This is a genomic window from Microbacterium testaceum StLB037, assembly GCF_000202635.1.
Classification (GTDB): domain Bacteria; phylum Actinomycetota; class Actinomycetes; order Actinomycetales; family Microbacteriaceae; genus Microbacterium; species Microbacterium testaceum_F.
In genome coordinates this window covers 3,639,051-3,663,291 of record NC_015125.1, presented here as the reverse complement: position 1 = coordinate 3,663,291, position 24,241 = coordinate 3,639,051, and the positions used below count along the sequence as shown (strand labels likewise).

Here is a 24,241-nt window from a genome sequence, read left to right as displayed (position 1 = left end):
TTTCTTCGGGAGGGTGCCGGACGGGTCAGAACCCGAGTCGGCCGAGCTGCTTCGCGTCGCGCTGCCACTCTTTCGCGACCCGGACGTGCAGAGACAGATAGACGCGGCCGCCCACGAGAGGTTCGATGCCGGCGCGCGCCCGGGCGCCGACGTCGGCGAGACGCGAACCCTTGCGGCCGATGATGATGGCCTTCTGGCTGTCGCGCTCGACGATGATGTTGGCCCACACGTCGGTGAGGTCGCTGCCGTCGCGGGGAGCGACGTCGTCGATCGTCACCGCGATCGAGTGCGGGAGTTCGTCGCGGACCCCGTGCAGCGCCGCCTCGCGGATGATCTCGGCGATGCGATCCTCGAGGGTCTCGTCAGTCGTGATGTCGGCGTCGTACAGGGCCGGTCCCTCGGGCATGAGGGCGAGCAGCTCGTCGCTCAGCACGTCGAGCTGGTCGTTGGTCACGGCGGACAGCGGGATGACAGCGGCCCAGTCCTCGCGGAGGGAGTCGACCTCGACGAGGCGCTCGGTGATCTGGTCGCGGGTCGCGGCATCCGTCTTCGTGACGAGGGCGACCTTCTTCGCGCGCGGATAGCCCGACAGTGACTCCGCGATCCGGCGGTCTCCGGGACCGACCTTCTCGGTCGCGGGCGCGCAGAAGGCGATGACGTCGACGTCGCCCAGCACCTGCTCGACGAGGTCGTTCAGCCGCTGTCCGAGGAGGGTCCGGGGGCGGTGGATACCCGGGGTGTCGACGACCACGAGCTGCCCGCCCGGACGGTTCACGATTCCGCGGATCGCGCGTCGAGTGGTCTGCGGCTTGTCGCTCGTGATGGCGACCTTCTCGCCCACCAGGGCGTTGGTCAGCGTCGACTTGCCGACGTTGGGTCGCCCCACGAAGGTCACGAAGCCGGATCGGGTGTCGCTCATCTGTCGTTCCTCTCGCGCGCGGTCTCCGCGTCGGTGTCGTCGTCCGCCGTCTCGGCTCGTTCCACGATGACGGTCGCGATGCCGCGGTTGCGGCCCCGTGACGCTCCCCCGGTCATCACGAGACCGGAGTGCTCGGCCGTGGCGCCGGGCTGGGGGATGCGGCCGAGGGCTTTGCCCAGCAGCCCGCCGATCGAGTCGACGTCCTCGTCATCGAGCTCGAGGCCGAACAGGTCGCCCACCTCGTCGAGCCCGAGTCGCGCGTTTACACGGTAGCGACCGTCGTCGAGGGCCACGACCTCGGTGGACGGGGCGTCGTACTCGTCCGAGATCTCGCCGACCAGTTCTTCGATGAGGTCTTCGAGCGTGACCAGGCCCGAGATCCCGCCGTACTCGTCGACGGCGAGGCACACGTGGACGGCGTCCCGCTTCATCTGCTGCAGGAGGGTCTCGGCCTTCATCGACTCCGGCACGAACACGGCCGGGCGGGCGATGCGGCGGATCGGCGCGTCGCGCCAGCCCGCTTCGTCTCGGAATCCGAACTGGACCAGGTCTTTCAGGTACAGCATGCCCACGACGTCGTCGGCCTCGTCGTCGGCCAGGGGAACGCGGGAGACGCCCTTCTCGAGGAAGAGGGCGAGTGCCTCGCGCGAGGTGGCGGTGGCATCCACGGTCACCATGTCGGTGCGCGGGACCATGACCTCCCGGACGTAGCGGTCGGTGAAGTCGAAGACCGAGTGGATGAGCTCGCGGTCGTCCTGCTCGATGAGCTCGTTCTCGGCCGCCTCGTCGATGATGCTGAGCAGCTGCTCCTCGGAGGCGAAAGACGTCGATTGCGCCAGACCGGGCGTCACGCGGTTGCTCACCGATACGAGGCCGTGCGCGAGGGGACCGAGGAGGATGCGCATACCGCGGATCAGGGGCGCGCCGCCGCGCAGCAGCCCCCGCGCGTGCTGGCGCCCGACCGAACGGGGACTCGCTCCCACCGCGACGAAGGAGATCACCGTCATGAGGATCGCCGCCGCCGCGACGGCGAGCCAGATGTTGTCGAAGAGCAGCACGAAGGCGGCGGTCACGAGCACGGCGGCGGTGGTCTCGGCGAGCACGCGGATGAAGCCCACGGCCGTCACGTGCGCGTTCGCGTCGTCGGCGATGCGCTGCAGGGCGCGGGCGTTGCGCCCCGTCGCGCCCAGCTCGAGCAGGTCGGCGCGCGAGGTGACGCCCAAAGCCGCCTCGGATGCCGCCATCAACCCGCCGAAGGCGACGAGCAGGAGCGCGGCGACGAGGAGGAGGGCCTCGGTCATGCGCGGCGGCGGCGCTCGACGGCCTGGAAACCGGTGATGAGCTCGCGCTGCAGGCCGAACATCTCGCGCTCTTCGTCGGGCTCGGCGTGATCGAAGCCGAGCAGGTGGAGCAGGCCGTGCGTGGTGAGGAGGATCAGCTCGTCCTGCGTCGAGTGCTGGGCGGTGACCGCCTGGGCCTCGGCGACCGAGGGGCAGAGCACGATGTCGCCCAGGAGACCGGCGGGGGTCGGCGCGTCTTCCGAACCCGGCCGGAGCTCGTCCATCGGGAAGCTCAGGACGTCGGTGGGGCCGGGCTCGTCCATCCACTGCACGTGCAGCGACTCCATCGCACCCTCGTCGACCAGCACGATGGCCACGTCGGCGTCGGCGCTCACGTGGAGCTCGGCGAGGTTGTACTCCATCAGCCGGAGCAGGACCTGCTCGTCGATGTCGTAGCCGGATTCGTTGTTGATCTCGATCGTCATGAGCGGTTTCGTCTCGGGAGGTGATCGCGGGGACCCGCGGCCCGGGGGCCGCGTCGCTCCGCACGGTTGGCGAACTCGGTGGCTTCGTCGCGCTCTCGCCGCGCGACGAGCCGCTTCTCGTCGTACTCGCTGTACGCGTCGACGATGCGGCCCACCAGCGTGTGGCGTACGACGTCGTCGCTGGTCAGGTACGAGAAGTGGATGTCGTCGACGTTGCTCAGCACGCGCGTCACCAGACGAAGGCCCGAGGCCCCCTGCGGGAGGTCGATCTGCGTGATGTCGCCGGTGACGACCATGCGCGTGCCGAACCCGAGCCGGGTGAGGAACATCTTCATCTGCTCGGGCGTGGTGTTCTGCGCCTCGTCGAGCACGACGAAGGAGTCGTTCAGCGTGCGACCGCGCATGTACGCCAGCGGCGCGACCTCGATGGTTCCCGTCGCCATGAGCTTCGGGACGATCTCGGGATCCATCATCTCGTTGAGAGCGTCGTAGAGCGGGCGCAGATACGGGTCGATCTTGTCGGTCAGCGTGCCCGGCAGGAAGCCCAGGCGCTCCCCCGCCTCGACCGCGGGACGCGTGAGGATGATGCGGCTGACCTCTTTGCGCTGCAGCGCCTGCACGGCCTTGGCCATCGCGAGGTAGGTCTTCCCGGTACCGGCGGGGCCGATGCCGAAGACGATCGTGCTCTCGTCGATCGCGTCGACGTAGGCCTTCTGCCCGGCGGTCTTGGGGCGGATGACTTTGCCGCGCGAGGAGAGGATCGCCTCCCCCATCACCTCGGACGGCCGCGGACCGCCCTCGGAGCGCAGCATGCGGTTCGAGCTCGACACGTCCGCCGGGTCGAGCCCGTGGCCGGAGCGGGTCATCGCCAGCAGCTCGTCGACGAGGCCGCGCGCCGCGCGCACGGCATCCGGAGCGCCCGACAGGGTGACCTCGTTGCCGCGCACGTGCACGTCGACCTCGGGGTGCTCCTTCTCGACCACGCGCAGGAGACGATCCTGCGGGCCGAGGAGCTGCACCATGGCGACGCCGTCGACCTCGATGTGGTCGACGACGTTCTTCTCGGGGGAATCAGCCACCCAGGCTCTTTTCGTTCAGGCCGCCCGCGAGGACGTGGGCGTGCACATGGAAGACGGTTTGACCGGCACCCTCGCCGGTGTTGAAGACGAGACGGAAGTCGCCGTCGGCGTGCTCGGCGGCCACGGTGTTCGCCAGGCCGATGACCTCGGTCAGAAGATCGGGGTCGCCCGCCGCCAGCTCGACGACGTTGCGGTACTGCGCCGTCTTGGGGATGACCAGCAGATGCACCGGGGCCTGCGGAGCGATGTCGCGGATCGCGAACACGTTCTCCGTCTCGGCGACGATCTCGGCCGGGATCTCGCCCTGCAGGATGCGCGTGAAGATGGACGGTTCGCTCATGGCATCCAGTCTATCGACGGGCTCCGACATCGGGGCTGGGTCCCTCCGCGCCCGACCGGCTTTCAGGGTTTGGGGCGCGTTTCGCCGTCTGGGGCGTGAATTGCCGCGCCCCAAACGGAGGAACGTGCCCCAAACCTGGGACGCGTGGCTGTCACCAGCGACCGTGCGCCGCCGACAACACCGAGATCGCGGCGGCACCGGCGGTGGAGGTGCGCAGCACCGTCTCGCCGAGGCGGACCTGCCGCGCACCGGCTCGCTCGAGCGCGGAGAGCTCCTCGGGCGCGATCCCGCCCTCCGGTCCGACCACGAGCACGACGTCGCGGCCGTCCGACGCCTCGGTGGCGACGGCGGTGAGACGAGCGGGTGCCGAGGGCTCGAGCACGAACACCTGCGACGTCGCGGCGAGCCGGACCAGGTCGGCCGTGCGCGCCAGCCCCTCGACCTCGGGGATCCACGCGCGATGCGCCTGCTTCGCGGCCTCACGAACGATGGTCCGCCAGCGGGCGAGGCCCTTCTCGGCCTTGGCATCCCAGCGGGACACGCTCCGAGACGCCTGCCACGGCACGATCGCGTCGACGCCGAGCTCGGTCGCCGCCTGCACGGCGAGCTCGTCGCGGTCGCCCTTGGCGAGGGCCTGGACGAGTACGAAGCGCGGGCTCGGGGCGGGCACGTCCTCGCGGGCGGTGATGCGGACATCGACCTGCTTCGGAGACGCGGCGGTCACGAGGCCCGTCAGCCACGTGCCCCGTCCGTCGCCGAGGGTCACCGCTTCATCGACGCGCACCCGACGCACCGCGGACGCGTGATGCGCCTCGGAACCGGTCAGCTCGACGACGTCGCCGGACTGAGCGGATGCCGCGGCGTCGGTGACGAAATGCAGGGCCACGATCAGTGCCGGAAGCGGTCGCGGAACTTCGCGAACATGCCCTGCTGGTGCTCGGCGAGGCGCGGCTTGGGAGCCTTCGTGCGCTTCGCGAACTCCTCGATGAGGGCACGGTCCCGGTGGTCGAGCCGCGTGGGCGTGACCACCTGCACGCCGACCTTCAGGTCGCCGCGCTGGCTTCCCCGCAGCGGGGTGATGCCGCGGTTCTTGATCGTCAGCACGTCGCCGGACTGGACTCCGGGGCGCACCTCGAGGTCGACGCTGCCGTCGAGCGACTCGATGGTCGTGGTCGTGCCGAGGATGGCGTCCGGCATCGATACCTCGAGGGTCGCGAGCAGGTCGTCGCCCTCGCGGCTGAACGCCTCGTGCGCCTCGACGGTGACCTCGATGTAGAGATCGCCGTTGGGGCCGCCGGCGGGGCCCACCTCGCCCGAACCCGGGAGCTGCAGGCGCAGGCCCGACTCGACGCCGGCCGGGATGTCGACCGAGACGGTGCGACGCGCGCGCACGCGGCCCTGGCCCTGGCAGGTGTTGCAGGGGTACGGGATGGTCGTGCCGTGACCCTGGCAGACGTTGCAGGGCTGGCTGGTCACGACGTTGCCGAGGAGACTGCGGACCGTGCGCTGCACGTGACCCGAGCCGTGGCAGATGTCGCACGTGACCTCGCTGGTGCCCGGCGCCGTGCAGGCACCCTGGCACGTCTCGCACAGCACGGCGGTGTCGACCTCGAGGTCGCGGTGCACGCCGAAGACGACATCGCCGAGCGAGAGGGTGACGCGCACGAGGGCGTCCTGCCCGCGCTCACGGCGCGAACGAGGGCGCGGTCCGCGGCCGCCGCCGCCCTGGGCGCCGCCGAAGAAGGTCTCGAAGATGTCGCTGAAGCCGCCGAATCCGCCCGCTCCCCCGCCGCCGAACGGGTTCTGGTCGCCGCCCATGTCGTAACGACGGCGCTGCTCGGGGTCGCTCAGCACGTCGTAGGCATGGGTGACGAGCTTGAAACGCTCGGACGCGTCCTCGCCGGGGTTCACATCGGGGTGGAGTTGGCGTGCCAGGCGTCGGTACGCCTTCTTGATGTCTTCGGGGCTGGCGTCGCGCTCGACGCCCAGGACCTCGTAGTGGTCAGCCACAATCGCCTTCCTGTCCGCTTGCGCGGGGTCGTTCTCGGTGGGGTGTCCGTCGTGCTCGCGCTCAGCGTGCGCTGTCGTCGTCTTCGAGCATCCGGGTCAGATAGTGCGCGACGGCGCGGACCGCCGCGAGGTTGGAGGAGTAGTCCATGCGCGTGGGCCCGAGCAGACCGACGCGGGCGCCGCCCGTCGATCCGTCGTACCGGCTGGCGAGGACCGACGCCTCGACGAGGCCGAAGGGCTCGTTCTCGCGGCCGATGCTGGCCGAGAGGCCCTTGTCGTCCGCGACCATCTCGCTCATCAGGCGCAGCAGCGTCACCTGCTCCTCGATCGCCTCGAGCAGCGGATAGATACTGCCGCGGAAGTCCTGCTCGCGCTTGGCGAGGGTGGCGGCGCCGGCCATCACCAGGCGGTCCTGGCGGAACTCCTCCAGCTCTTCGCCCACCACGCGGAGCACGGCATCGGCGATCGCGTCCAGGAGCACGCCGGGGCGCGGGCCGTCGGCGACGGCTTCGGCGACCCGCTGGACGCAGTCGGCGACGCTGCGGCCCACCAGAACGGCGCCGACCCGCGCACGCAGCTGGACGATCTCCGTCTCGCCCGGCTCGGCCGGCACGAGGGCGATGCGCTGCGACACACGACCGGTGTCGGTGACGAGGATGACGAGCACGCGCGGACCGCCGAGGGCGACGAGCTCGACGTGCGTGACATTGGCGCGCGCGAAAGACGGGTACTGCACGATCGCGACCTGGCCGGTCAGCTGTGTGAGGGCGCGCACGGTGCGCGCGAGCAGATCGTCGAGGTCGCCCGCCTGGTCGAGGAAGGAGGTGATCGCGCTGCGCTGTGCGCTCGAGAGCGGACGCAACTCGGCCAGGTGGTCGACGAAGACGCGGTAGCCCTTGTCGGTCGGGACGCGCCCCGACGACGTGTGCGGGGCGACGATGAGCTCCTCGTCTTCGAGAAGCGCCATGTCGTTGCGGATGGTCGCCGCCGACACCCCGAAGGCGTGACGGTCCACGATGGCCTTGCTGCCGACCGGCTCGCGCGTGTCGACGTAGTCCTGCACGATCGCGCGGAGCACCTGAAGGCCGCGTTCCGACACCATGAGCTGCTCCTCCCGTTTGGCACTCGACTTGACTGAGTGCCAATTCTACGACGATCGCCGCGGCCCCGCGTCGAGCGGCTCGCGGCCCGTGGGCGCTGGCGTTCTTTCGACCCGCGAGAAACGCGCTTCCTCCCGAGACACGGTGCGTCGCCGTGTGTCTCGCGAGGAACGGCGTTTATCGCGGAACGAACGCCCAGAGTCAGGCGGCATCGCAGGCGGGGGTCAGGCCGTCAGCGCCCGGACCACGGCATCCGCCAAGAGCCGCCCGCGGCGGGTGAGCACGATGCGCCCGCGCACGGCATCCGGACCCTCGACGAGCCCGTCGGCGATGAGGGATGCCACGGCCTTGCGGCCCTCGCCGAGCAGCTCGGACACCGCGAGCCCCTCCCGGATCCGGCTGCGCAGGAGCACCGACTCCAGGCGACGGGCGGTCTCGTCGGGCCGTTCGCGGGCTGCGGCCGGCGACTCCTCGGCGGCGAGGCGCTGCGCGTACGCCGCGGGGTGCTTGACGTTCCACCAGCGAAGGCCGGCGACGTGACTGTGCGCGCCCGGTCCGAAGCCCCACCAGTCGGTGCCGCGCCAATAGGCGAGGTTGTGGCGCGAGCGGTGCGGAACGCCGCGCGACCAGTTCGACACCTCGTACCAGTCGTACCCGGCGTCGGCGAGGAGCTCGTCGGCCAGTTCGTACATGTCGGCCTGCAGGTCGTCGGAGGGCTCAGCCACGGCGCCGGAGCGGATCTGCCGCGCGAGCTTCGTGCCGTCTTCGACGATCAGCGCGTAGGCCGAGATGTGGTCGGGTTCGAGAACCGCGGCGGCCTCGAGCGACGCGCGCCAGTCGTCGAGCGACTCCCCCGGTGCGCCGTAGATGAGATCGAGAGACACGTCGAGTCCCGCGCGCCGCGCCGCGGCGACCGCCGTGGCGACGTTGGCCGGATCGTGGGTGCGATCGAGGGCCGCGAGGACGTGGGTTCGCGCCGACTGCATGCCGATCGACACGCGCGTGACCCCCGCTGCGGCGAGGGTCTCCATCACCGCGTCGTCGACCGTGTCGGGGTTGGCCTCGACCGTGACCTCGGCTCCGTCCGCGATCCCGAACTCCGCGCGCACCGCGTCGAGCATTCTCGCGAGGTCGCCGGGCGGGAGCAGCGTCGGCGTGCCGCCTCCGAAGAACACCGTGGATGCCACGCGGCGGCTGCCCGCGGCATCCATCACCCGTCCCGCCAGGCGCACCTCGGCGGCGAGCGTGTCGGCGAAGTCGTCCTGCCGGGCGCCGCGCAGCTCGCTCGCGGTGTAGGTGTTGAAGTCGCAGTACCCGCAGCGGACGCGGCAGAACGGCACGTGGAGGTAGACGCCGAAGTCGGTCGACGGGTCGATCGTCAGGTCGGCGGGCAGGTGTCCGTCCGCGGGTGCGGGGTCTCCGAGGGGAAGAGGTCCGCCCATCAGGACGTGTACAGCGGAGAGATCGCGCGCAGGTACTGCGTGAAGAGCGCGCGCCGGCGGCGGCGGAGGCGGCTCGCGAACAGGCGGTAGGACGGCACGGTCGGGCGGTCGAACGCCCGGACGACGAACCACACCTCGTCGTTGTCGCGCCATTCGACGACGAAAAGCTCCTCGCCGCTGACGATCGAGTGGCCGACGGTGCCGAGGATGAAGCCGACGCGGCGCGGCTCCTCGAAGACGGAGATCACGCGCAGCTCGGCGTCGGCGCGGTGGCCGTCGACCTTGCCGTGCAGCCGCACGCCCGCACCCGGGCTGACGAAGGGCGTCCCGTCGACGGCGAACCGCTGCTCCGGCTCGAGGCTGCTGGGGGCGACGGGGGCCCCCTCGGCGTCGAACCCGACGCCGGAGTATCCGCCTCCGGATGCCGGGCGCACATCGCTGATGCTCAGATCACCCGAGCGCAGCGGCGCCCACGACAGCAGCAGCTCGCTCGCCGCGGCGAAACGCTCCTCGCCGCTGCCGATGCGCCACGCGTCCTCGGCGGGCACGGAGTGCTCCGGCGGATACTGCATGAGGTCGGGCGCCTGGGTGGCACCGACCGCCGCGTAGTCGACCGTGTCGTCGGTGAAGTTCTGCCGTCGCATGATCTCCCTCTCGATTCGGTCGTTACTTCTTCGCCTCGACGTCTCCCGACAGGGCGGCGATGAACGCCTCCTGGGGAACCTCGACGCGGCCCACCATCTTCATGCGCTTCTTGCCCTCTTTCTGCTTCTCGAGGAGCTTGCGCTTTCGGGTGATGTCACCGCCGTAGCACTTGGCGAGCACGTCCTTGCGGATCGCGCGGATGGTCTCGCGGGCGATGATGCGGGCACCGATCGCCGCTTGGATCGGCACTTCGAACTGCTGGCGCGGGATGAGTTTGCGCAGGCGCTCGGCCATGAGCGTGCCGTACGCGTAGGCCTTCTCGCGGTGCACGATCGAGCTGAAGGCATCGACCTTCTCGCCCTGGAGCAGGATGTCGACCTTCACGAGGTCGGCGGTCTGCTGGCCGGCCGGTTCGTAGTCGAGGCTCGCGTAGCCCTGCGTGCGCGACTTCAGGTGGTCGAAGAAGTCGAAGACGATCTCGCCGAGGGGCATGTGGTAGCGCAGCTCGACGCGGTCCTCGCTGAGGTACTCCATGCCGAGCAGGGTGCCGCGGCGCGACTGGCAGAGCTCCATGACGGTGCCGACGTAGTCCTTCGGGAGCAGGATGCCGACCTTGACGATCGGCTCCGACACCGAGGCGACGCGCCCGTCGGGGTACTCGCTGGGGTTCGTGACCGAGACGGTGTCGCCGGTGTCGGTGGTCACCTCGTACGTCACCGACGGGGCGGTGGTGATGAGGTCGAGACCGAACTCGCGCGACAGGCGCTCGGTGATGATCTCGAGGTGCAGCAGGCCGAGGAAGCCGGCGCGGAAACCGAAGCCGAGGGCCACCGAGGTCTCGGGCTCGTACTGCAGCGACGCGTCGGAGAGCTTGAGCTTGTCGAGGGCTTCGCGGAGCTCGGCGTAGTCGCTTCCGTCGATCGGGTAGATGCCCGAGAAGACCATGGGCTTCGGGTCCGTGTAACCCGGCAGCGCATCCGTGGCGGGCTTGCGGTGCGTGGTGATCGTGTCGCCGACCTTCGACTGCCGCACGTCTTTCACGCCGGTGATGAGGTAGCCGACCTCACCGACGCCGAGACCCTTGGTGGGGACGGGCTCGGGGCTCGACACGCCGATCTCGAGAGCCTCGTGCGTCGCGCCGGTCGACATCATCTGCAGGCGCTCGCGCGGCTGCAGCGAACCGTCGATCATGCGGACGTAGGTGACGACGCCCCGGTAGGCGTCGTACACCGAGTCGAAGATCATGGCGCGGGCCGGCGCGTCGGCCTTTCCGACCGGGGCCGGGATCTTCTCGACGATCAGGTCGAGCAGCTCTTCGACGCCCATGCCGGTCTTGCCGCTCACCCGCAGCACGTCGGCGGGGTCGCCGCCGATGAGGCCGGCGAGCTCGGCCGCGTACTTGTCGGGGTCGGCCGCGGGCAGGTCGATCTTGTTCAGCACCGGGATGATCGTCAGATCGTTCTCGAGCGCGAGGTAGAGGTTCGCGAGCGTCTGGGCCTCGATGCCCTGTGCCGCATCGACGAGGAGGATCGCTCCCTCGCACGCGGCCAGCGAACGGCTGACCTCGTACGTGAAGTCGACGTGGCCGGGCGTGTCGATCATGTTGAGGGCGAACGTGCCGTCGGCGGTGGACCACGGCATCCGGACCGCTTGCGACTTGATGGTGATGCCGCGCTCGCGCTCGATGTCCATCCGGTCGAGGTACTGCGCCCGCATGTCGCGGTCGCTGACGACGCCGGTGATCTGCAGCATGCGGTCGGCCAACGTCGACTTGCCGTGGTCGATGTGAGCGATGATGCAGAAGTTGCGGATCTGCTCCGGCGGAGTGGCAGACGGCTCGAGGGGCTTCAGGGCGCGCGGGGACATGTTCCGTCGATTCTACGGGAGGGGATGCCTCACGACGGGCGCACGGGTGCCGGCAGAGCCGCGAGACCCCGGGCGAGGTCCTCCCACGGGCTTGCCGCGCAGATGCGGATCCACCCCTCCCCGCCCGCGCCGAACGCGGATCCCGGGGCGACGGCGACGCCCCTCTCGACGAGGAAGCGCTCGGCCCACGCGGCCACGTCGCCGCGTGAGGCGTGCGAGACGTCGACCCACAGATAGAAGGCCCCGGTCGGCGGAAGGTACCGGATGCCGCGTTCGTCGAGGAGCGCGCAGCTCGCGCGGAGCCGCTCGCGGTACATGTCCCGCGCATCGCGCAGAGCGGCCTGCGGGCCGGTGAGAGCCGCGAGCGCCGCGCGCTGGGCCGGAGTGTTGACGCAGCTGGTCGTGGCTTCCTGGACCTTGCCGAGCACCTCCCCGAGACCGGGCGGCGTCACGAGCCACCCCACGCGCGCGCCGGTGAGCGCGTACGTCTTGGATACCGAGTGCACCGTCAGGGTGCGCTCCGCCGCGCCCGGGAGTGTCGCGACCGAGACGTGTTCGGCATCCATCACGAAACGCTCGTACACCTCGTCGGAGAGGATCCAGAGATCGTGGGCGACGGCGAGGTCGACGATCTGCTGGAGCGTTTCGCGAGGGTAGGCCACCCCGAGGGGGTTCGACGGGGAGTTGACGATGATCGCCCGGGTGCGTGGGGTGACGAGCGCGGCGAGGTCGGCGGCCCGAGGGGCGAATCCGTGTTCGGCCCGCAGGCGATACGGCACCGGAACGGCTCCGACCATGCGCGGTGCCATGGAGAAGACCGTGTAGCCGGGGTCGGGGACGAGGACTTCGTCGCCCTCGTCCAGCGTGAGGAGGATCGCGTGGGACAGGGCCTGCGTGCCCCCGTTCGTGACGTGGATCCGGTCGGTGTCGACGACGAGCTGGTTCTCGCGCCGGAGCTTGTCGACGATCGCCGCGCGCAGCTCGAGGATGCCCGCGTTGGCGGTGTAGCGGACATCAGCGGCGACCCAGGTGTCGGCGGCGGCCGCCAAGATGTGGCGCGGCGGCTCCGCGACCGGCTCTCCGACCGCGAGCATGACGGTGTCGGGGCGCCGCAGGGCGAGCTCGAAGATGCGGCGGATCCCCGACGCGGGCATCCCCGACGAGCGAGACGAGAGCTGTGGCATGGGCTCATGCTAGGCAGAGCAGATTTCTGGCTCGGTCACGGCTTCGCTTTCGTAGATTGGATGCCATGTCGGTCCAGGTCGTGCTCGTGCACGGCATCCGCACGTCGGCGACGATGTGGCGAGCCCAGGTCGCGCACCTCGAGGAGCGCGGCACCCCCGTCACGGCCGTCGACCTGCCCGGGCACGGCAGTCGCCTCGGCGAGGAGTTCACGCTGGACGAGGCGTTCGCGACGATCGACCGGGCGGTTCAGGATGCCGCCACTCGCGGGCCCGTGCTCCTCGTCGGGCACTCGATGGGCGGTCTGTTGTCCATCGAGTACGTGGGGAGAGAGGAGCCGCCGCCGGTCGCGGCGTTCATCGCGGCATCCTGCACCTCGATCCCGCGCGGAGTCGGGCTGGCGGCGTATCGGTTCCTGGCGCGGCGGTTCGACAGCCTGCCCGACCGGGGTCTCGGGCTGACCAATCGCGTGCTGGATCGAACTCTTCCACCCGAGACCCGACCGGACTTCGGGGCGGGCGGCTACGCGTTCGACGCGCAGGACACGGCGCTCGCGTCGCTCTCGGTGCTCGACCTGTTGGCATCCGTTCGCCGGATCCGGGTCCCGCTGTGGTTCATCAACGGGCAGTGGGACCAGCTGCGTGTAAACGAGAAGCTCTTCGCGTCTCTGGCTCCCCACGCCGAACTGATCGTCGTTCCGCGGACCACGCACCTCGTCACCGCGATGCGGCCACGGGTGTTCAACGCGCTGCTGGAGGTGGCGCTCACCACGATCGAGGCGTCGACCTGATAGAATCGGTCCTTGGCTTGCGTGTGGGGTTTTTCCCGACCTCCACGACCGCCGGTGCAGCGTCCCTCTACCGCTCGCCCGGCATTTCCAACACTCACTCAAACGAAAGACCGATGACGTGGCGAACATCAAGTCGCAGATCAAGCGCAACAAGACCAACGAGAAGGCGCACGAGCGCAACAAGGCCGTCAAGAGCGAGCTGAAGACGCACGTGCGTCGCACCAAGGAAGCCGTCCTGGCCGGTGACAAGGAAGCCGCCGTCAAGGCGCTCGCCACCGCGACCAAGAAGCTCGACAAGGCCGTGAGCAAGGGTGTCATCCACCAGAACCAGGCCGCGAACCGCAAGTCGGCCATCGCGAAGTCGGTCGCCGCTCTCTGAGCCGCCGAACCTCGACAGCCCGTCCCGCATCGCGGGGCGGGCTTCGTCGTTTCCGGGGGGTCACTCGGGGCTGCGGGTGCCGGGATGCGCTTCATCCTGACCCTCTCCCGGTCTCTGGCGGCGGTGCCGCGGGCTTGCGCGCTCGGCGGAGGATCTGGGACCGGCGGAGGATGCTGACGGCGCGGTGGTCCTCCGCTCGTCCCTGCCCCTCCGCTCGTCACATTCGGGGGGTCCGCGCCCGCCCGGGGTGGGCGCGGACGCGCGGGAGCTCAGCTGCCGAACGGCGCGCGAGCTCAGCTGCCGTAGGGCGCGCGCGTCGCGATGATCGTGATCATGCGCTCGAGCGCGAAGACGGGATCGCGAGACGCGCCCTTGACCTCGGCGTCGGCGCGCGCGGTCGCGTGGATCGCTCGGCCGAGGCTCGCGGCCGTCCAGCCCACGAGGTCGCGGCGGGCGCGGTCGACCTGCCAGTCCTTCATCCCCAGCCGCTGCGCGAGCTGCGACGAGGGTTCGCGGGTGCCGGCCACGCGCGCCATCGTGCGCAGCTTCATCGCAACAGCGGCCACGAGGGGGACGGGGTCGGCCCCGGATGCCAGGGCGTGACGCAGCGCGAGGAGGGCGGGGCCGTACTGCCCCGCGATCGCGGTGTCGGCGACGGTGAACGCGGAGGTCTCGACGCGGCCGCCGTAATACCGCTCGACGGTGCGTTCGTCGATGTCGCCGGGGACGTCGGCGATGAGCTGCTGGCACGCCGCCGCGAGCTCGGTGAGGTCGTCGGCGAAGGCCGAGACGAGTGCGCGCAGCGCGACGGGAGCGATGCGCTTGCTCGAGGCCTTGAACTCGCCCACGGCGAAGTCGAAGCGATCGGAGTCGCGCTTGATCGCGGGACATGCGATCTCGATACCGCCGCCCTGTCCGGCGCGGATCGCGTCGAGGAGCTTCTTGCCCCGCACGCTCGCCCCGGTGTGTCGGAGGACAACCGTCGCGCCGTCCTGCGGCTGTGCGAGATACGAGACGGCCTCGCTGAGGAACGTGTCGCTGCACTTCTCGACGCCGCCGACGCGCACGAGACGCGGCTCGCCGAACAGCGAGGGAGAGGTCACGGCGAGGAGTGTTCCCGCGGCGTAGTCGTCGGCGCGTACGTCGGTGACCTCGAGGCTCGGGTCTTCGCTCTTGAGGAACTCTCGGATGCCCGCCGTCGCGCGCTCCGCGCACACTTCTTCGGGGCCGGAGACGAGGACGATCGGCGCCGGCTGCGGCGTGCGCCACGACACCTGCGGGATCGCCGACTTGGCCTTCGCCGGAGCGGAGCGTCGAGGAGCGGGGGTCACCTTCCCAGCCTACCGACCGGGTCCGACATCGCGGTTCGGGGCGGCGACACCGCCGGCATCGCTCGCATCGGAGTGACGCTCGGGTGGTGGTGTCGCTCCCGTGGGGGGTCTCGCCTCACCCCGGCGGCCGCGCCCGCCACAACATGAGACTCCCCTCACTCATGCTGACGGCGAGGTCTCCGTCCGTATCGGTTCGTCCGACGACGACGCCGAGCGCGGCCAGCGTCGACAGGAGCGTGACGGTGGGGTGTCCGTAGCGGTTCTGCGCCCCCACGCCGATCAGCCCGACGACCGGATGCAGCCGACGGTACAGCTCCGGATCCTGGTCGGCGCTGCCGTGATGCGACACCTTCACCACGTCGACCCGCGGCACCTCGACCCGCCGGAGCAGGGCGGCCTGTGCGTCGGCGCCCAGGTCGCCCAGGAGCACCGTGCGCGGGAAGTCCGGCCCGACCACGTCCAGGGCGACGCTCGCGCCGTTGCCGGGCTCGTCGCGCGGCGCGGGGCCGAGAGCCTGCCAGCGGGTCTCCCCCACCATTCCCGTCGTACCGGTCGTCGCCTGCTGCAGCTGTGCGCCGGCCGCCGCGAACCGATCGAGCAGGCGCTGATCCTCGGGGACGTCGACAGGCCCGTGCAGGACGAGTGTCGCTCGTCCGATCACCGCAGCCGAGCCGCCGATGTGGTCGAGATCGAAGTGCGTGAGCACGACGAGGTCGAGATGTTCGACACCGAACGTCTGAAGGCACTGCGTGAGCCGTTCCGGTTCCGGGCCGGTATCGACGAGCGCCACCGCACGGCCTGACCGCCACAGCGTCGCGTCGCCCTGCCCCACATCGCACATGGCAACGTCCCACGTCGTCGGGACCGTGAGCGGCCCGGCGACGGTTCGCAGCGTCGTGTGGCCCGCGATCAGGCCGGCGGTGACGGCGACGATCACGGTCGACAGCGCGGTCACTCGCCGGACCCGCGTCGGTCGGATGAGGGCGACGGCGATCGCCGCGCTGACCGCCGTCAACAGCGCCGCGCCGAACGCGCCGTCCGGCCACGGAAGCTTCTGCGCCCCGATTCCGCTCGTCGTGTGCGCCACCGCAGCGATCCAGGCCGCGGGAATCCACGCGAGAGCGGAGAGCCCGTCGCGTAGCCAGGGGAACGGCGCGATGCAGGCGAGGACACCGGCGATGGTCGCCGGCGCCGCAGCCGGGTCGGCCACGAGGTTCGCCGTGATCCCGAGCAACGGCACGTGAGGGTCGATCAGGACGATCAGGGGCCCGCACGCGAGCTGAGCGGCCGTCGGCACCGCCAGCGCGAGGGCGAGGGCGCGTGGCATCCATCGCTCCAAGCCGCGGGCGAGCGGTCGCGCGAGAACGAGCAGCGCCGCGGTGGCCGCCGCGGACAAGGCGAAGCCGAGGGACGTCGACAGCCACGGGTCGGCGATCATCAGCGCTGTCACCGCCCCGGAGAGCACCGCCACTCCCGCCGCAGGACGCCCCAGGACGACAGCCAGGAGGGCGATCGCGGCCATGGTCGCGGCGCGCACGACGCTGGGCTCGGGCGTCACCAGCGCCACGAAACCCGTCAGAACACCCGACGCTCCGACGACGCGCAGCCACCGCGGGGCACCCACCGCCGCCAGGAGGACGAAGGCGGCCCCGACGACGAGCGCGCAGTTCGCGCCGGAGACGGCCGTGAGGTGCGAGAGGGAAGAGGCGGTCATGGCCGCATCCGTCGCCGGATCAAGGCTCGACGTATCGCCCACCGCGAGCCCCGGCACGAGACCCGCCCCGGGCTGCGGCAGGCCGCGCGTGGACGCGACGAGACCGTCGCGCAGCGCTTCGAACCACGCCCAGATCCCCTCCGGCGGGGGCGCGTCGATGATCTCCTGCGCGCGCAGCACGAGAATCGCCCTCTCCCCCGGGCTCGCCGGGATCGCCCGACCGGTCAGATGGATCTCGCTCCCGAGTCCGGATGCCGCGACGGCGGCGCGACTGCTCGCATCCACGCCGACGCGGGACGGGATCGCCCCGGTCACCGTGAGGGTTCCCGCGGCGACGCGGGAGGCGACCGCGTCGAACCACGCGCCGCCGTCGGCCGATCCGGATACGTGTCCGACGACCGTGAGATCGACGGCGAGCTGACGGCCCCCCTCGACCTGCAGCGCGGCGATCTGTGCGCGTGTCGGAGCCGCAGCCGCGACGCTGCATCCGGCCGCGGCCGCGCACGCGAGCGCCACTGCAGCGATACCGAAGACCGGATGCCGGCCCCGCACGAACACCACCGCACAGAGGACGGCGGCCACCGCCCCCACCACGCTGAACCCGGCCACGTCCGGCGCCGAGGTCGTGAGTCCTGCCGCGGCCCACGTCGCGAGCGCCACGGCGGCGGGGCGGAGCGCACGGCGCTGTAAGGCCGTCATACCCGCACCAGGTCTCGGAGCCCGTCGAGCATCTTCTGGCCGATCCCCGGGACCGAGCCCAGATCGTCGACGCTGGTGAAGCGGCCGTTCTCCTTCCGCCACGCGATGATGCGGTCGGCGATCGCCGGTCCCACCCGCGGCAGCGTGTCGAGCTGCTCGCGCGTCGCGGTGTTGAGGTCGATGAGGCCCCCTGCGGCGGTGCCGGGGGCGACGCTGGCGCCGCCGTCGGGTGTTGCTCCGACAACCGGCACCACGATCTGCTCTCCGTCGGCGACCGGGCGCGCGAGGTTGACCCCGGCGCGTTCGGCGTCGTCGGTGAAGCCGCCCGCGCGAGCGATGGCATCCGCGACCCTGTCGCCCGCGGCGAGGCGGTAGAGGCCGGGGGCACGCACGGCGCCCGCGACGTGCACGCAGAGGCCAGCCGCAGGAGGAGCGGGTGCCGTCGTGATCGGTGAGGAGGCGGCGGACACCCCCTGCACGCCGGACACGCCCCGCAGCATGCCGATCCCGATCGTGACCGCGAACGCGAGCACCAGCAGCACGATCACGGCCCCGACGCCGAGTCGCCGGCGCGCGGTGAGGGCATCCGGCGAGAGTTCGTGGGCGTCGGTCATCCGGCCACCCTAGGAACCCGTGCGGACCGGGCGCGGCCAGGCGGGTCCAATCCGGGGAGGGGCTCGACGATTGAGGGCGTGGGGAGGAGGTGCGCCTCCGGCAGGTGTGGAGAAGAATCACCCCATGCACCACAACGCCTGGCGCGCGATCCTCGCCGCTCTCGCCGACGACCGCGCGCGCGAGATCTACGCCCGTATCGTCCTCGCGCAGCCGGTTGACGAGGCCCTCGCCGCGCTTCCCGCGAAGAAGGCGCAGCGCATCACCGAGTCACTCACGGCGGCGGGACTCATCTCCGCCACCGCCGACGGGTTCGACGTCGTTCCGGATGTGTTCGCCCGAGCCCTGGCATCCGCGGGTGCGCCCGCTCGCCGCGAGGGCGTGGACCGCTTCCTGCAGGACGGCCGCCTCATCGGCATGCCCGCGCGTGCGGCCGACCGCCGAGCGGTCCTCGAGCATCTCGCGACCGGTGTGCTCGCGGCCGGCGACACCGTCCCCGAGGCCGAGATCAACGCGCGGCTCGCGGACGTGACCGACGACGTCGCGGGCCTTCGCCGCGCCCTCGTCGACCACGGTCTCCTCGCGCGCGCGGCGGACGGATCCGCCTACTCCCGAACCTGAGAACGACGGATGCCGCGTCCCCACCGCTCCGCAGAGCATCGGGGACGCGGCATCCGAGAGTTTTACTTCGTCGAGAAGCTGACCACCTTCGGCGGACGCACGACCGCGCGCACGATCTCGCGATCGCCCAGCGCGCGGCGCACCTTCTCGTCGCTGCGCGCGAGCTTCTCGAGCTCGTCGGCGCCGATCTTGGCCGAGACCTCGAGGGTGCCGCGGACCTTGCCGTCGATCTGCACGACGGCGGTGACGGAGTCCTCCACCAGCAGCGTCGGGTCGGCCTGTCGCCAGGTCGCCAGCCCCACGAAGCCGTCGTATCCGAGCGTCTGCCACATCTCCTCCGCGGTGTGCGGGGCGAAGAGGTCGAGGGTCATCGCGATGACCTCGGCGGCCTCGCGCACGGCGGGGTCGCTGGTGCCGGCCGAGCCGTCGATCGCCTTGCGGGTGGCGTTCACCAGCTCCATCAGGCGGGCGACGACGACGTTGAACTTCGTCTGCTCGATGAGGTTCGGCGCCTCGGCCAGCAGGCGGTGCGTCACGCGGCGCAGGGACTGGTCGCCCTCGGCCCACACGACGTCGGTCTCGCTGTCGACGTCGTGCGCGATGCGCAGGGCGCGGGCGAGGAACTTCGCCGCTCCCGTGGTCGAGACGTCGTTCCAGTCCTTGTCGTCCTCCACGGGACCGGCGAAGGCCAGGGCGACGCGCAGGGCGTCGGCGCCGTGGGCGTCGAGCTCCTCCTGGAAGAGCACCAGGTTGCCCTTGCTCTTCGACATCTTGGCGCCATCGAGGATGACCATGCCCTGGTTGATGAGGCTCGAGAACGGCTCGGTGAACTCCACCAGACCCATGTCGAACAGCGCCTTCGTGATGAAGCGCGCGTACAGCAGGTGCAGGATCGCGTGCTCCACACCGCCGATGTAGAAGTCGACCGGACCCCACTTCGACGCCTCACGGCCCGAGAACGCCTCGGTCTCGCTGTTCGGCGAGAGGAAGCGCAGGTAGTACCAGGAGCTGTCGACGAACGTGTCCATCGTGTCGGGGTCGCGCAGCAGGGTCTGCCCCGTCTCGGGGTCGGTCACCTGCACCCAGTCGGTGGCCGCACCGAGGGGCGAGGTGCCCTTGGGCTTGAGGTCGAGACCCTCGACCGAGGGCAGCACGACCGGTAGCTGGTCGGCGGGGACGGGCGTGATCGAGCCGTCCTCACCGTGCAGCATCGGGATGGGCGTGCCCCAGTACCGCTGGCGGGAGATCAGCCAGTCGCGCAGGCGGTAGGTCTTCGCCGCGCGGCCGACGCCCTTGGCCTCGAGCTCCTCGATGACGCGCGCGATCGCGTTGCGCTTGGACAGCCCGTTCAACGACCCCGAGTTGATCATCCGACCGTCGCCGGTGAGCGCGATCCCGGTCTTCACCGGGTCGGTCTCCTCGACGTCGCCGAGTGGGTCGATCGGCACGCCCTCGTCGTCGAGTTCGATGACGGGGATCGCGCCGGTGACCGGCGCCAGCGTGTCGACGACGACCTTCACGGGAAGATCGAACGCGCGAGCGAAGTCGAGGTCGCGCTGGTCGTGCGCGGGCACGGCCATGACGGCGCCGTGACCGTAGTCGGCCAGCACGTAGTCGGCGGCCCAGATCGGCAGCTTCTCGCCGTTGATCGGGTTGATCGCGTAGTGCCCCAGGAACACGCCCGTCTTCGGTCGGTCGGTCGCCTGGCGCTCGATGTCGGTCGCGCGCTGCACCTGCGCCAGGTACGCCTCGAACGTCTCGCGCACGCCCTGATCCGCGGATGCCGCGAGCTCGGCCGCGAGGTCGGACTCGGGCGCGACGACGAAGAATGTCGCTCCGTGCAGGGTGTCGGGGCGCGTGGAGAAGACCGTGATCTTCTCGTCGCGACCCTCGATCTCGAAGGTGATGTCGGCGCCGACGGAGCGACCGATCCAGTTGCGCTGCATCTGGATGACCTTGCTCGGCCAGAAGCCCTCGAGCTGGTTGAGGTCGTCGAGCAGACGGTCGGCGTAGTCGGTGATGCGCAGGAACCACTGCGTCAGCTTCTTCTTCACCACGACGGCGCCGCTGCGCTCGCTCGTGCCGTCGGGGAGCACCTGCTCGTTGGCGAGCACGGTCTGGTCCACGGGGTCCCAGTTGACCAGGGCGTCCTTGCGGTACGCGAGGCCCTTCTCGTACAGCTTCTGGAACAGCCACTGGTTCCAGCGGTAGTACTCGGGGTCGCTGGTGTGGAGCACCCGGCTCCAGTCGAACGAGACGCCGTAGTCCTTCAGGCTCGCCTTCTGCTGCGCGATGTTGGCGTACGTCCACTCGACGGGGTCGGCGCCGCGCTTGATGGCGGCGTTCTCGGCGGGCAGACCGAACGAGTCCCAGCCGATGGGGTTGAGCACGTTGTAGCCGCGGTGGCGCCAGAAGCGCGCGACGATGTCGGAGTACAGGTAGTTCTCGGCGTGACCCATGTGCAGGTCTCCCGAGGGGTACGGGAACATCGCGAGCACGTACTTGCGCGGACGCTTGTCGTCGTCGCCTCCGGCGCGGAACGGATCCTTGTCCGCCCACGCGCGCTGCCACTTCTCCTGGATCGCGTGGGCGTCGAAGGCGCCCTCGCCGGGCACAGGGGTGGTGTTCTCAGACACGGGTGAAGCCAATCGTGAGGTCGGGAAGGCCACGAGGGCCGGCGTCCAGGCTATCGGACCGTGCCCGTCACCACCCCGGCGGCACCTCGGCGCCGAGCGCCGCGAGCGGGGCGCGGGCCTTGATCCCCACCTCGGCCACCTCGGATGCCGCGACCGATCGCCACGTGATGCCTCCGCCCGCGCCGACGGAGGCGGCATCCGCTTCGACGACGATGCTCCGGATGACCATGGCGAGATCCGCGGACCCGTCGTCGCCGATCCACCCGAACGTCCCGGAGTAGATGCCCCGCGGGGCGCCCTCGAGGCGCTCGAGGATCGTCATCGCGGAGGCCTTCGGGGCGCCGGTCATGCTGCCGGCCGGGAACGTGGCATCCCGGAGCATGCCGAGCGTCGTTCCCGGGATCAGTCGGCCGGACACCTCGCTGACGAGCTGATGGACGTGCGGGTACGTCTCGACGTCGAGGAGCCGGTCGACGCCGATGCTCGACGGGGCGCACACCCGCGAGAGGTCGTTGCGCATGAGGTCGACGATCATGACGTTCTCGGCCTGCTCCTTGGCGTCCGTGCGCAGCTCCTCGGCGAGCGCGGCGTCGGCCACGGGATCGACCGCGCGCGGACGGGTCCCCTTGATGGGGTGCGTGTGGACGGTGCCGTCGCGCACCTCGAGGAACCGCTCGGGCGATGCGCTCACGAGTGCCGTGTCGCCGATGCGCACGAAACCGCCGTGGTGCGACGACGACGTCCGGCGGAGCCGTCGGAACACGTCGAGGGCGAAGAAGCGGCCGGGAACGGTGAATCGGGTGGTGAGACACAGCTGATAGGCGTCGCCCTCGCGGATGTGCTCCCGGCACGCGGCGATGAGCCCGGCGTACTCGTCGGGTGCATGGCGACCGGATGCCACTCCCCGAGGCTCCGCGGGCGGTGCGGGAGTCGCCGGCCCCGCGCGGAGTGCCCGCTCGGCGAGGTCGGCGAGGGCCGCGGCATCCGTTCCCACCGCCCACACCTGCCGAGCGCCGTGGTCGAAGGCGAGGGCGGCGTCGACGCGGAGCCAGGCGGCGTCCCCGTCGTAGGGGATCCAGCCGACCCATCCGCCGTGGAAGGCCCCTCCCCCGACGCGCGCCGCGGCGAGGTCCAACGGGTCGGCGACGTGCTCGGGGCGCCCCGCACCCATCCAGCTCCACCCGCGATCGGCGTCGACGCCGCCGTCGAGCCAGAACGCCGCGGGCGCGTCGGACCAGAGGCTCGTGAAGACCGCCTCGGGGTCGACCCAGCGGGGCAGGGCGAGCGGGGGGACGGAACGCGGCACGCTCCCAGGCTAGGGCGAGGCCGCGCCCCTAGGCTGACGGAGGTGAACGAGATCCTCACGTGGCTGCTCGACGTCGTCCAGAACGTCGACCCCGTGCTGCGCACGATCCTCGCCGGCATCGCCGTCATGCTCGAGACGAGCGTGCTGGTCGGCCTCATCGTGCCCGGCGACACGATGGTGATCGTCGCCGGAACCGCCATCGCATCGCCGCTCGAGGGCGTCATCCTCGCGGCCGTCGTGGTCGTCGGGGCCCTGCTCGGCGAGAGCGGCGGGTTCTGGCTCGGCCGGTACTTCGGGCCGCGCATCCGCGCGTCGAAGCTCGGGCAGAGACTCGGGGAACGCAACTGGGAGCGCGCCGACCGGTACCTGCGTCGCCGCGGCGGGCCCGCCATCTTCCTCTCGCGGTTCCTCCCGGTCCTCCACTCGCTCGTGCCCCTGACGGTGGGGATGAGCGGCTACAGCTACCGCCGCTTCCTCGCGTGGACCGCCCCCGCGTGCACCATCTGGTCCGCGCTGTACATCACGGTCGCGGCGACGGCGGCGGGCACGTATCGCGAGCTCGCGGACCGCATCCACTACGCCGGCTACATCTTCGTCGGCATCCTCGTCGTGTTCCTCGTGCTGGTCTTCGTCGGGAAGAAGGTCATCGAGCGCGTGGAGCGTCGGCACCTGGCCGACGAGGTCCACCCCCTCGAGTCGGCGGAGGGTGACGTGAAAGACTGAGGCGGATGCCTCGTTCTCCCCGCGCCAAAGTGCTCTGGTTCGCCCGACTGGAGCGCCGCTTCCACCGGTGGCGCGAGAAGCGCGCCCGCGCGCGGGGCCTCCGTCCCGCGGTCACCGGATTCCCCGGGTACGGAACGGAGGAATGGGTCCGCGTCCTGGGCCGTGTCCTCATCGCCCCGCCGATCAAACGGACTTCCACGGGTGAGTTCGCGAGCCTTCGCGGGTGGCGCAGCTTCGCGGCGGTGCCCGTGGGCATGGCCCGGGTCCGCGTCGTCATCGACGGCGTCGCGCACGAGGTCTCGGCCGATCGCGGCGGAGTGATCGACGCGCGCCTACCGGCCTCCCTCGCGCCGGGCTGGCAGACGATCACGATGTCGGTGGAGGGCAGTGAGCCCGCCGAGACCCGCGTCTTCATCGTCGGCTCCGACGTGCGCTTCGGCGTGGTCAGCGACATCGACGACACCGTCATGGTGACGGCCCTCCCCCGCCCTTTCCTCGCGGCCTGGAACTCGTTCGTCCTCGACGAACACGCGCGCCAGCCCGTGCCCGGCATGGCCGTCATGCTCGAGCGATTGACGCGTGAGCACCCCGGCACGCCGGTGATCTACCTGTCGACGGGTGCGTGGAACGTGGCCCCCACGCTGACGCGCTTCATGCGGCGGCACCTGTTCCCCGCTGGTTCGTTCCTGCTGACCGACTGGGGCCCCACGCACGACCGGTGGTTCCGCAGCGGGCGCGATCACAAGGAGCAGAACCTCCGCCGGATCGCGAGCGAGTTCCCGAACGTCAAGTGGCTCCTCGTGGGCGACGACGGCCAGCACGACGACGCGATCTACACGCAGTTCGCCATCGACCACCCGCAGAACGTCGCCGCTGTCGCGATCCGCCGTCTGCTCCCGGCGGAGGCCGTCCTCGCCGGTGGCCGCACGGTCGTCGACGATCACTCGGCGGCCGAGGTCCCCTGGGTGACGGGGTCGGACGGGGCCGCGCTGCTCGATCGTCTCGAGAGCGCCGGGGTCATCAAGAACGACGCCTGAGGACGGATGCCGCCCGCCCCCGCCCGATGTCGGAGGGGGCGCGTA

Annotated in this window: 22 protein-coding genes; 5 read left to right on the top strand and 17 right to left on the bottom strand. The window is 70.8% G+C overall.

What is annotated here, in order from left to right; translation table 11 throughout:
- Positions 1-25 precede the first annotated feature (25 nt).
- From era to MTES_RS16710, 12 genes are all read right to left on the bottom strand, one after another.
- Positions 26-919: a GTPase Era gene (gene era, locus MTES_RS16765; RefSeq protein WP_013586471.1), complete on the bottom strand. Its 894-nt coding sequence runs from the start codon at positions 917-919 to the stop codon at positions 26-28.
- Positions 916-2,220: a hemolysin family protein gene (locus MTES_RS16760; protein ID WP_013586470.1), complete on the bottom strand. Its 1,305-nt coding sequence runs from the start codon at positions 2,218-2,220 to the stop codon at positions 916-918. The genes era and MTES_RS16760 overlap by 4 nt, the downstream gene beginning before the upstream one ends.
- Positions 2,217-2,684, bottom strand: coding sequence for an rRNA maturation RNase YbeY (gene ybeY, locus MTES_RS16755; RefSeq protein ID WP_013586469.1), 468 nt, complete (start codon positions 2,682-2,684; stop codon positions 2,217-2,219). The genes MTES_RS16760 and ybeY overlap by 4 nt, the downstream gene beginning before the upstream one ends.
- Complete coding sequence (locus MTES_RS16750) at positions 2,681-3,706, bottom strand: PhoH family protein (protein WP_099046959.1); 1,026 nt, start codon at positions 3,704-3,706, stop codon at positions 2,681-2,683. Before MTES_RS16750 ends, ybeY begins: the two co-directional genes overlap by 4 nt.
- A 49-nt stretch (positions 3,707-3,755) precedes the next feature.
- On the bottom strand, positions 3,756-4,103 hold the full coding sequence (locus MTES_RS16745) for an HIT domain-containing protein (protein WP_013586467.1): 348 nt from the start codon (positions 4,101-4,103) through the stop codon (positions 3,756-3,758).
- Positions 4,104-4,254: 151 nt separating this feature from the next.
- Positions 4,255-4,989 (bottom strand): 16S rRNA (uracil(1498)-N(3))-methyltransferase, encoded by a 735-nt coding sequence (locus MTES_RS16740; RefSeq protein ID WP_013586466.1) that lies wholly within the window; start codon positions 4,987-4,989, stop codon positions 4,255-4,257.
- A 2-nt stretch (positions 4,990-4,991) separates the two neighbouring features.
- Positions 4,992-6,113: a molecular chaperone DnaJ gene (gene dnaJ / locus MTES_RS16735; protein ID WP_013586465.1), complete on the bottom strand. Its 1,122-nt coding sequence runs from the start codon at positions 6,111-6,113 to the stop codon at positions 4,992-4,994.
- A gap of 61 nt (positions 6,114-6,174) precedes the next feature.
- Positions 6,175-7,215: a heat-inducible transcriptional repressor HrcA gene (gene hrcA / locus MTES_RS16730; protein WP_013586464.1), complete on the bottom strand. Its 1,041-nt coding sequence runs from the start codon at positions 7,213-7,215 to the stop codon at positions 6,175-6,177.
- Between the two features lie 222 nt (positions 7,216-7,437).
- Positions 7,438-8,655, bottom strand: a complete 1,218-nt coding sequence (gene hemW, locus MTES_RS16725; protein ID WP_013586463.1) for a radical SAM family heme chaperone HemW — start codon at positions 8,653-8,655, stop codon at positions 7,438-7,440.
- The gene (locus tag MTES_RS16720) at positions 8,655-9,299 is read right to left on the bottom strand and encodes a DUF1990 family protein (protein WP_013586462.1); all 645 of its coding nucleotides are present in this window, start codon (positions 9,297-9,299) and stop codon (positions 8,655-8,657) included. The genes hemW and MTES_RS16720 overlap by 1 nt, the downstream gene beginning before the upstream one ends.
- 22 nt (positions 9,300-9,321) lie before the next feature.
- Positions 9,322-11,166 (bottom strand): translation elongation factor 4, encoded by a 1,845-nt coding sequence (gene lepA / locus MTES_RS16715; RefSeq protein ID WP_013586461.1) that lies wholly within the window; start codon positions 11,164-11,166, stop codon positions 9,322-9,324.
- A 29-nt stretch (positions 11,167-11,195) separates the two neighbouring features.
- Complete coding sequence (locus MTES_RS16710; protein ID WP_043361625.1) at positions 11,196-12,350, bottom strand: pyridoxal phosphate-dependent aminotransferase; 1,155 nt, start codon at positions 12,348-12,350, stop codon at positions 11,196-11,198.
- A 65-nt stretch (positions 12,351-12,415) separates the two neighbouring features.
- On the opposite strand from MTES_RS16710, the gene MTES_RS16705 reads away from it, so the two are divergent.
- Together MTES_RS16705 and rpsT are read left to right on the top strand one after the other, a co-directional pair.
- Entirely contained in the window at positions 12,416-13,138 is a 723-nt protein-coding gene (locus MTES_RS16705; RefSeq protein WP_013586459.1) for an alpha/beta fold hydrolase, read from the top strand.
- A 118-nt stretch (positions 13,139-13,256) separates the two neighbouring features.
- A complete protein-coding gene (gene rpsT, locus MTES_RS16700) occupies positions 13,257-13,517 on the top strand; it encodes a 30S ribosomal protein S20 (RefSeq protein ID WP_013586458.1) in 261 nt (86 codons plus the stop codon).
- Positions 13,518-13,810: 293 nt separating this feature from the next.
- Here the strand turns inward: rpsT and holA are convergent, their stop codons facing one another.
- The 3 genes from holA to MTES_RS16685 all read right to left on the bottom strand — a co-directional run bounded on the left by holA (position 13,811) and on the right by MTES_RS16685 (position 17,875).
- Entirely contained in the window at positions 13,811-14,848 is a 1,038-nt protein-coding gene (holA, locus tag MTES_RS16695) for a DNA polymerase III subunit delta (protein ID WP_013586457.1), read from the bottom strand.
- Positions 14,849-14,963: 115 nt separating this feature from the next.
- Positions 14,964-17,261, bottom strand: a complete 2,298-nt coding sequence (locus MTES_RS16690; protein ID WP_013586456.1) for a ComEC/Rec2 family competence protein — start codon at positions 17,259-17,261, stop codon at positions 14,964-14,966.
- Entirely contained in the window at positions 17,258-17,875 is a 618-nt protein-coding gene (locus MTES_RS16685; protein WP_013586455.1) for a ComEA family DNA-binding protein, read from the bottom strand. Before MTES_RS16685 ends, MTES_RS16690 begins: the two co-directional genes overlap by 4 nt.
- 124 nt (positions 17,876-17,999) lie before the next feature.
- On the opposite strand from MTES_RS16685, the gene MTES_RS16680 reads away from it, so the two are divergent.
- Entirely contained in the window at positions 18,000-18,494 is a 495-nt protein-coding gene (locus tag MTES_RS16680; protein WP_013586454.1) for a DUF2087 domain-containing protein, read from the top strand.
- Between the two features lie 62 nt (positions 18,495-18,556).
- Here MTES_RS16680 and leuS read toward each other — a convergent pair whose 3' ends face one another.
- Positions 18,557-21,130: a leucine--tRNA ligase gene (leuS, locus tag MTES_RS16675; protein ID WP_013586453.1), complete on the bottom strand. Its 2,574-nt coding sequence runs from the start codon at positions 21,128-21,130 to the stop codon at positions 18,557-18,559.
- Positions 21,131-21,197: 67 nt separating this feature from the next.
- Complete coding sequence (locus tag MTES_RS16670; RefSeq protein WP_013586452.1) at positions 21,198-22,436, bottom strand: anthranilate synthase component I family protein; 1,239 nt, start codon at positions 22,434-22,436, stop codon at positions 21,198-21,200.
- A gap of 42 nt (positions 22,437-22,478) precedes the next feature.
- On the opposite strand from MTES_RS16670, the gene MTES_RS16665 reads away from it, so the two are divergent.
- Positions 22,479-23,159, top strand: coding sequence for a DedA family protein (locus MTES_RS16665; RefSeq protein ID WP_013586451.1), 681 nt, complete (start codon positions 22,479-22,481; stop codon positions 23,157-23,159).
- A 5-nt stretch (positions 23,160-23,164) separates the two neighbouring features.
- Positions 23,165-24,196 (top strand): App1 family protein, encoded by a 1,032-nt coding sequence (locus MTES_RS16660; protein ID WP_013586450.1) that lies wholly within the window; start codon positions 23,165-23,167, stop codon positions 24,194-24,196.
- The last annotated feature ends 45 nt before the right edge of the window (positions 24,197-24,241 follow it).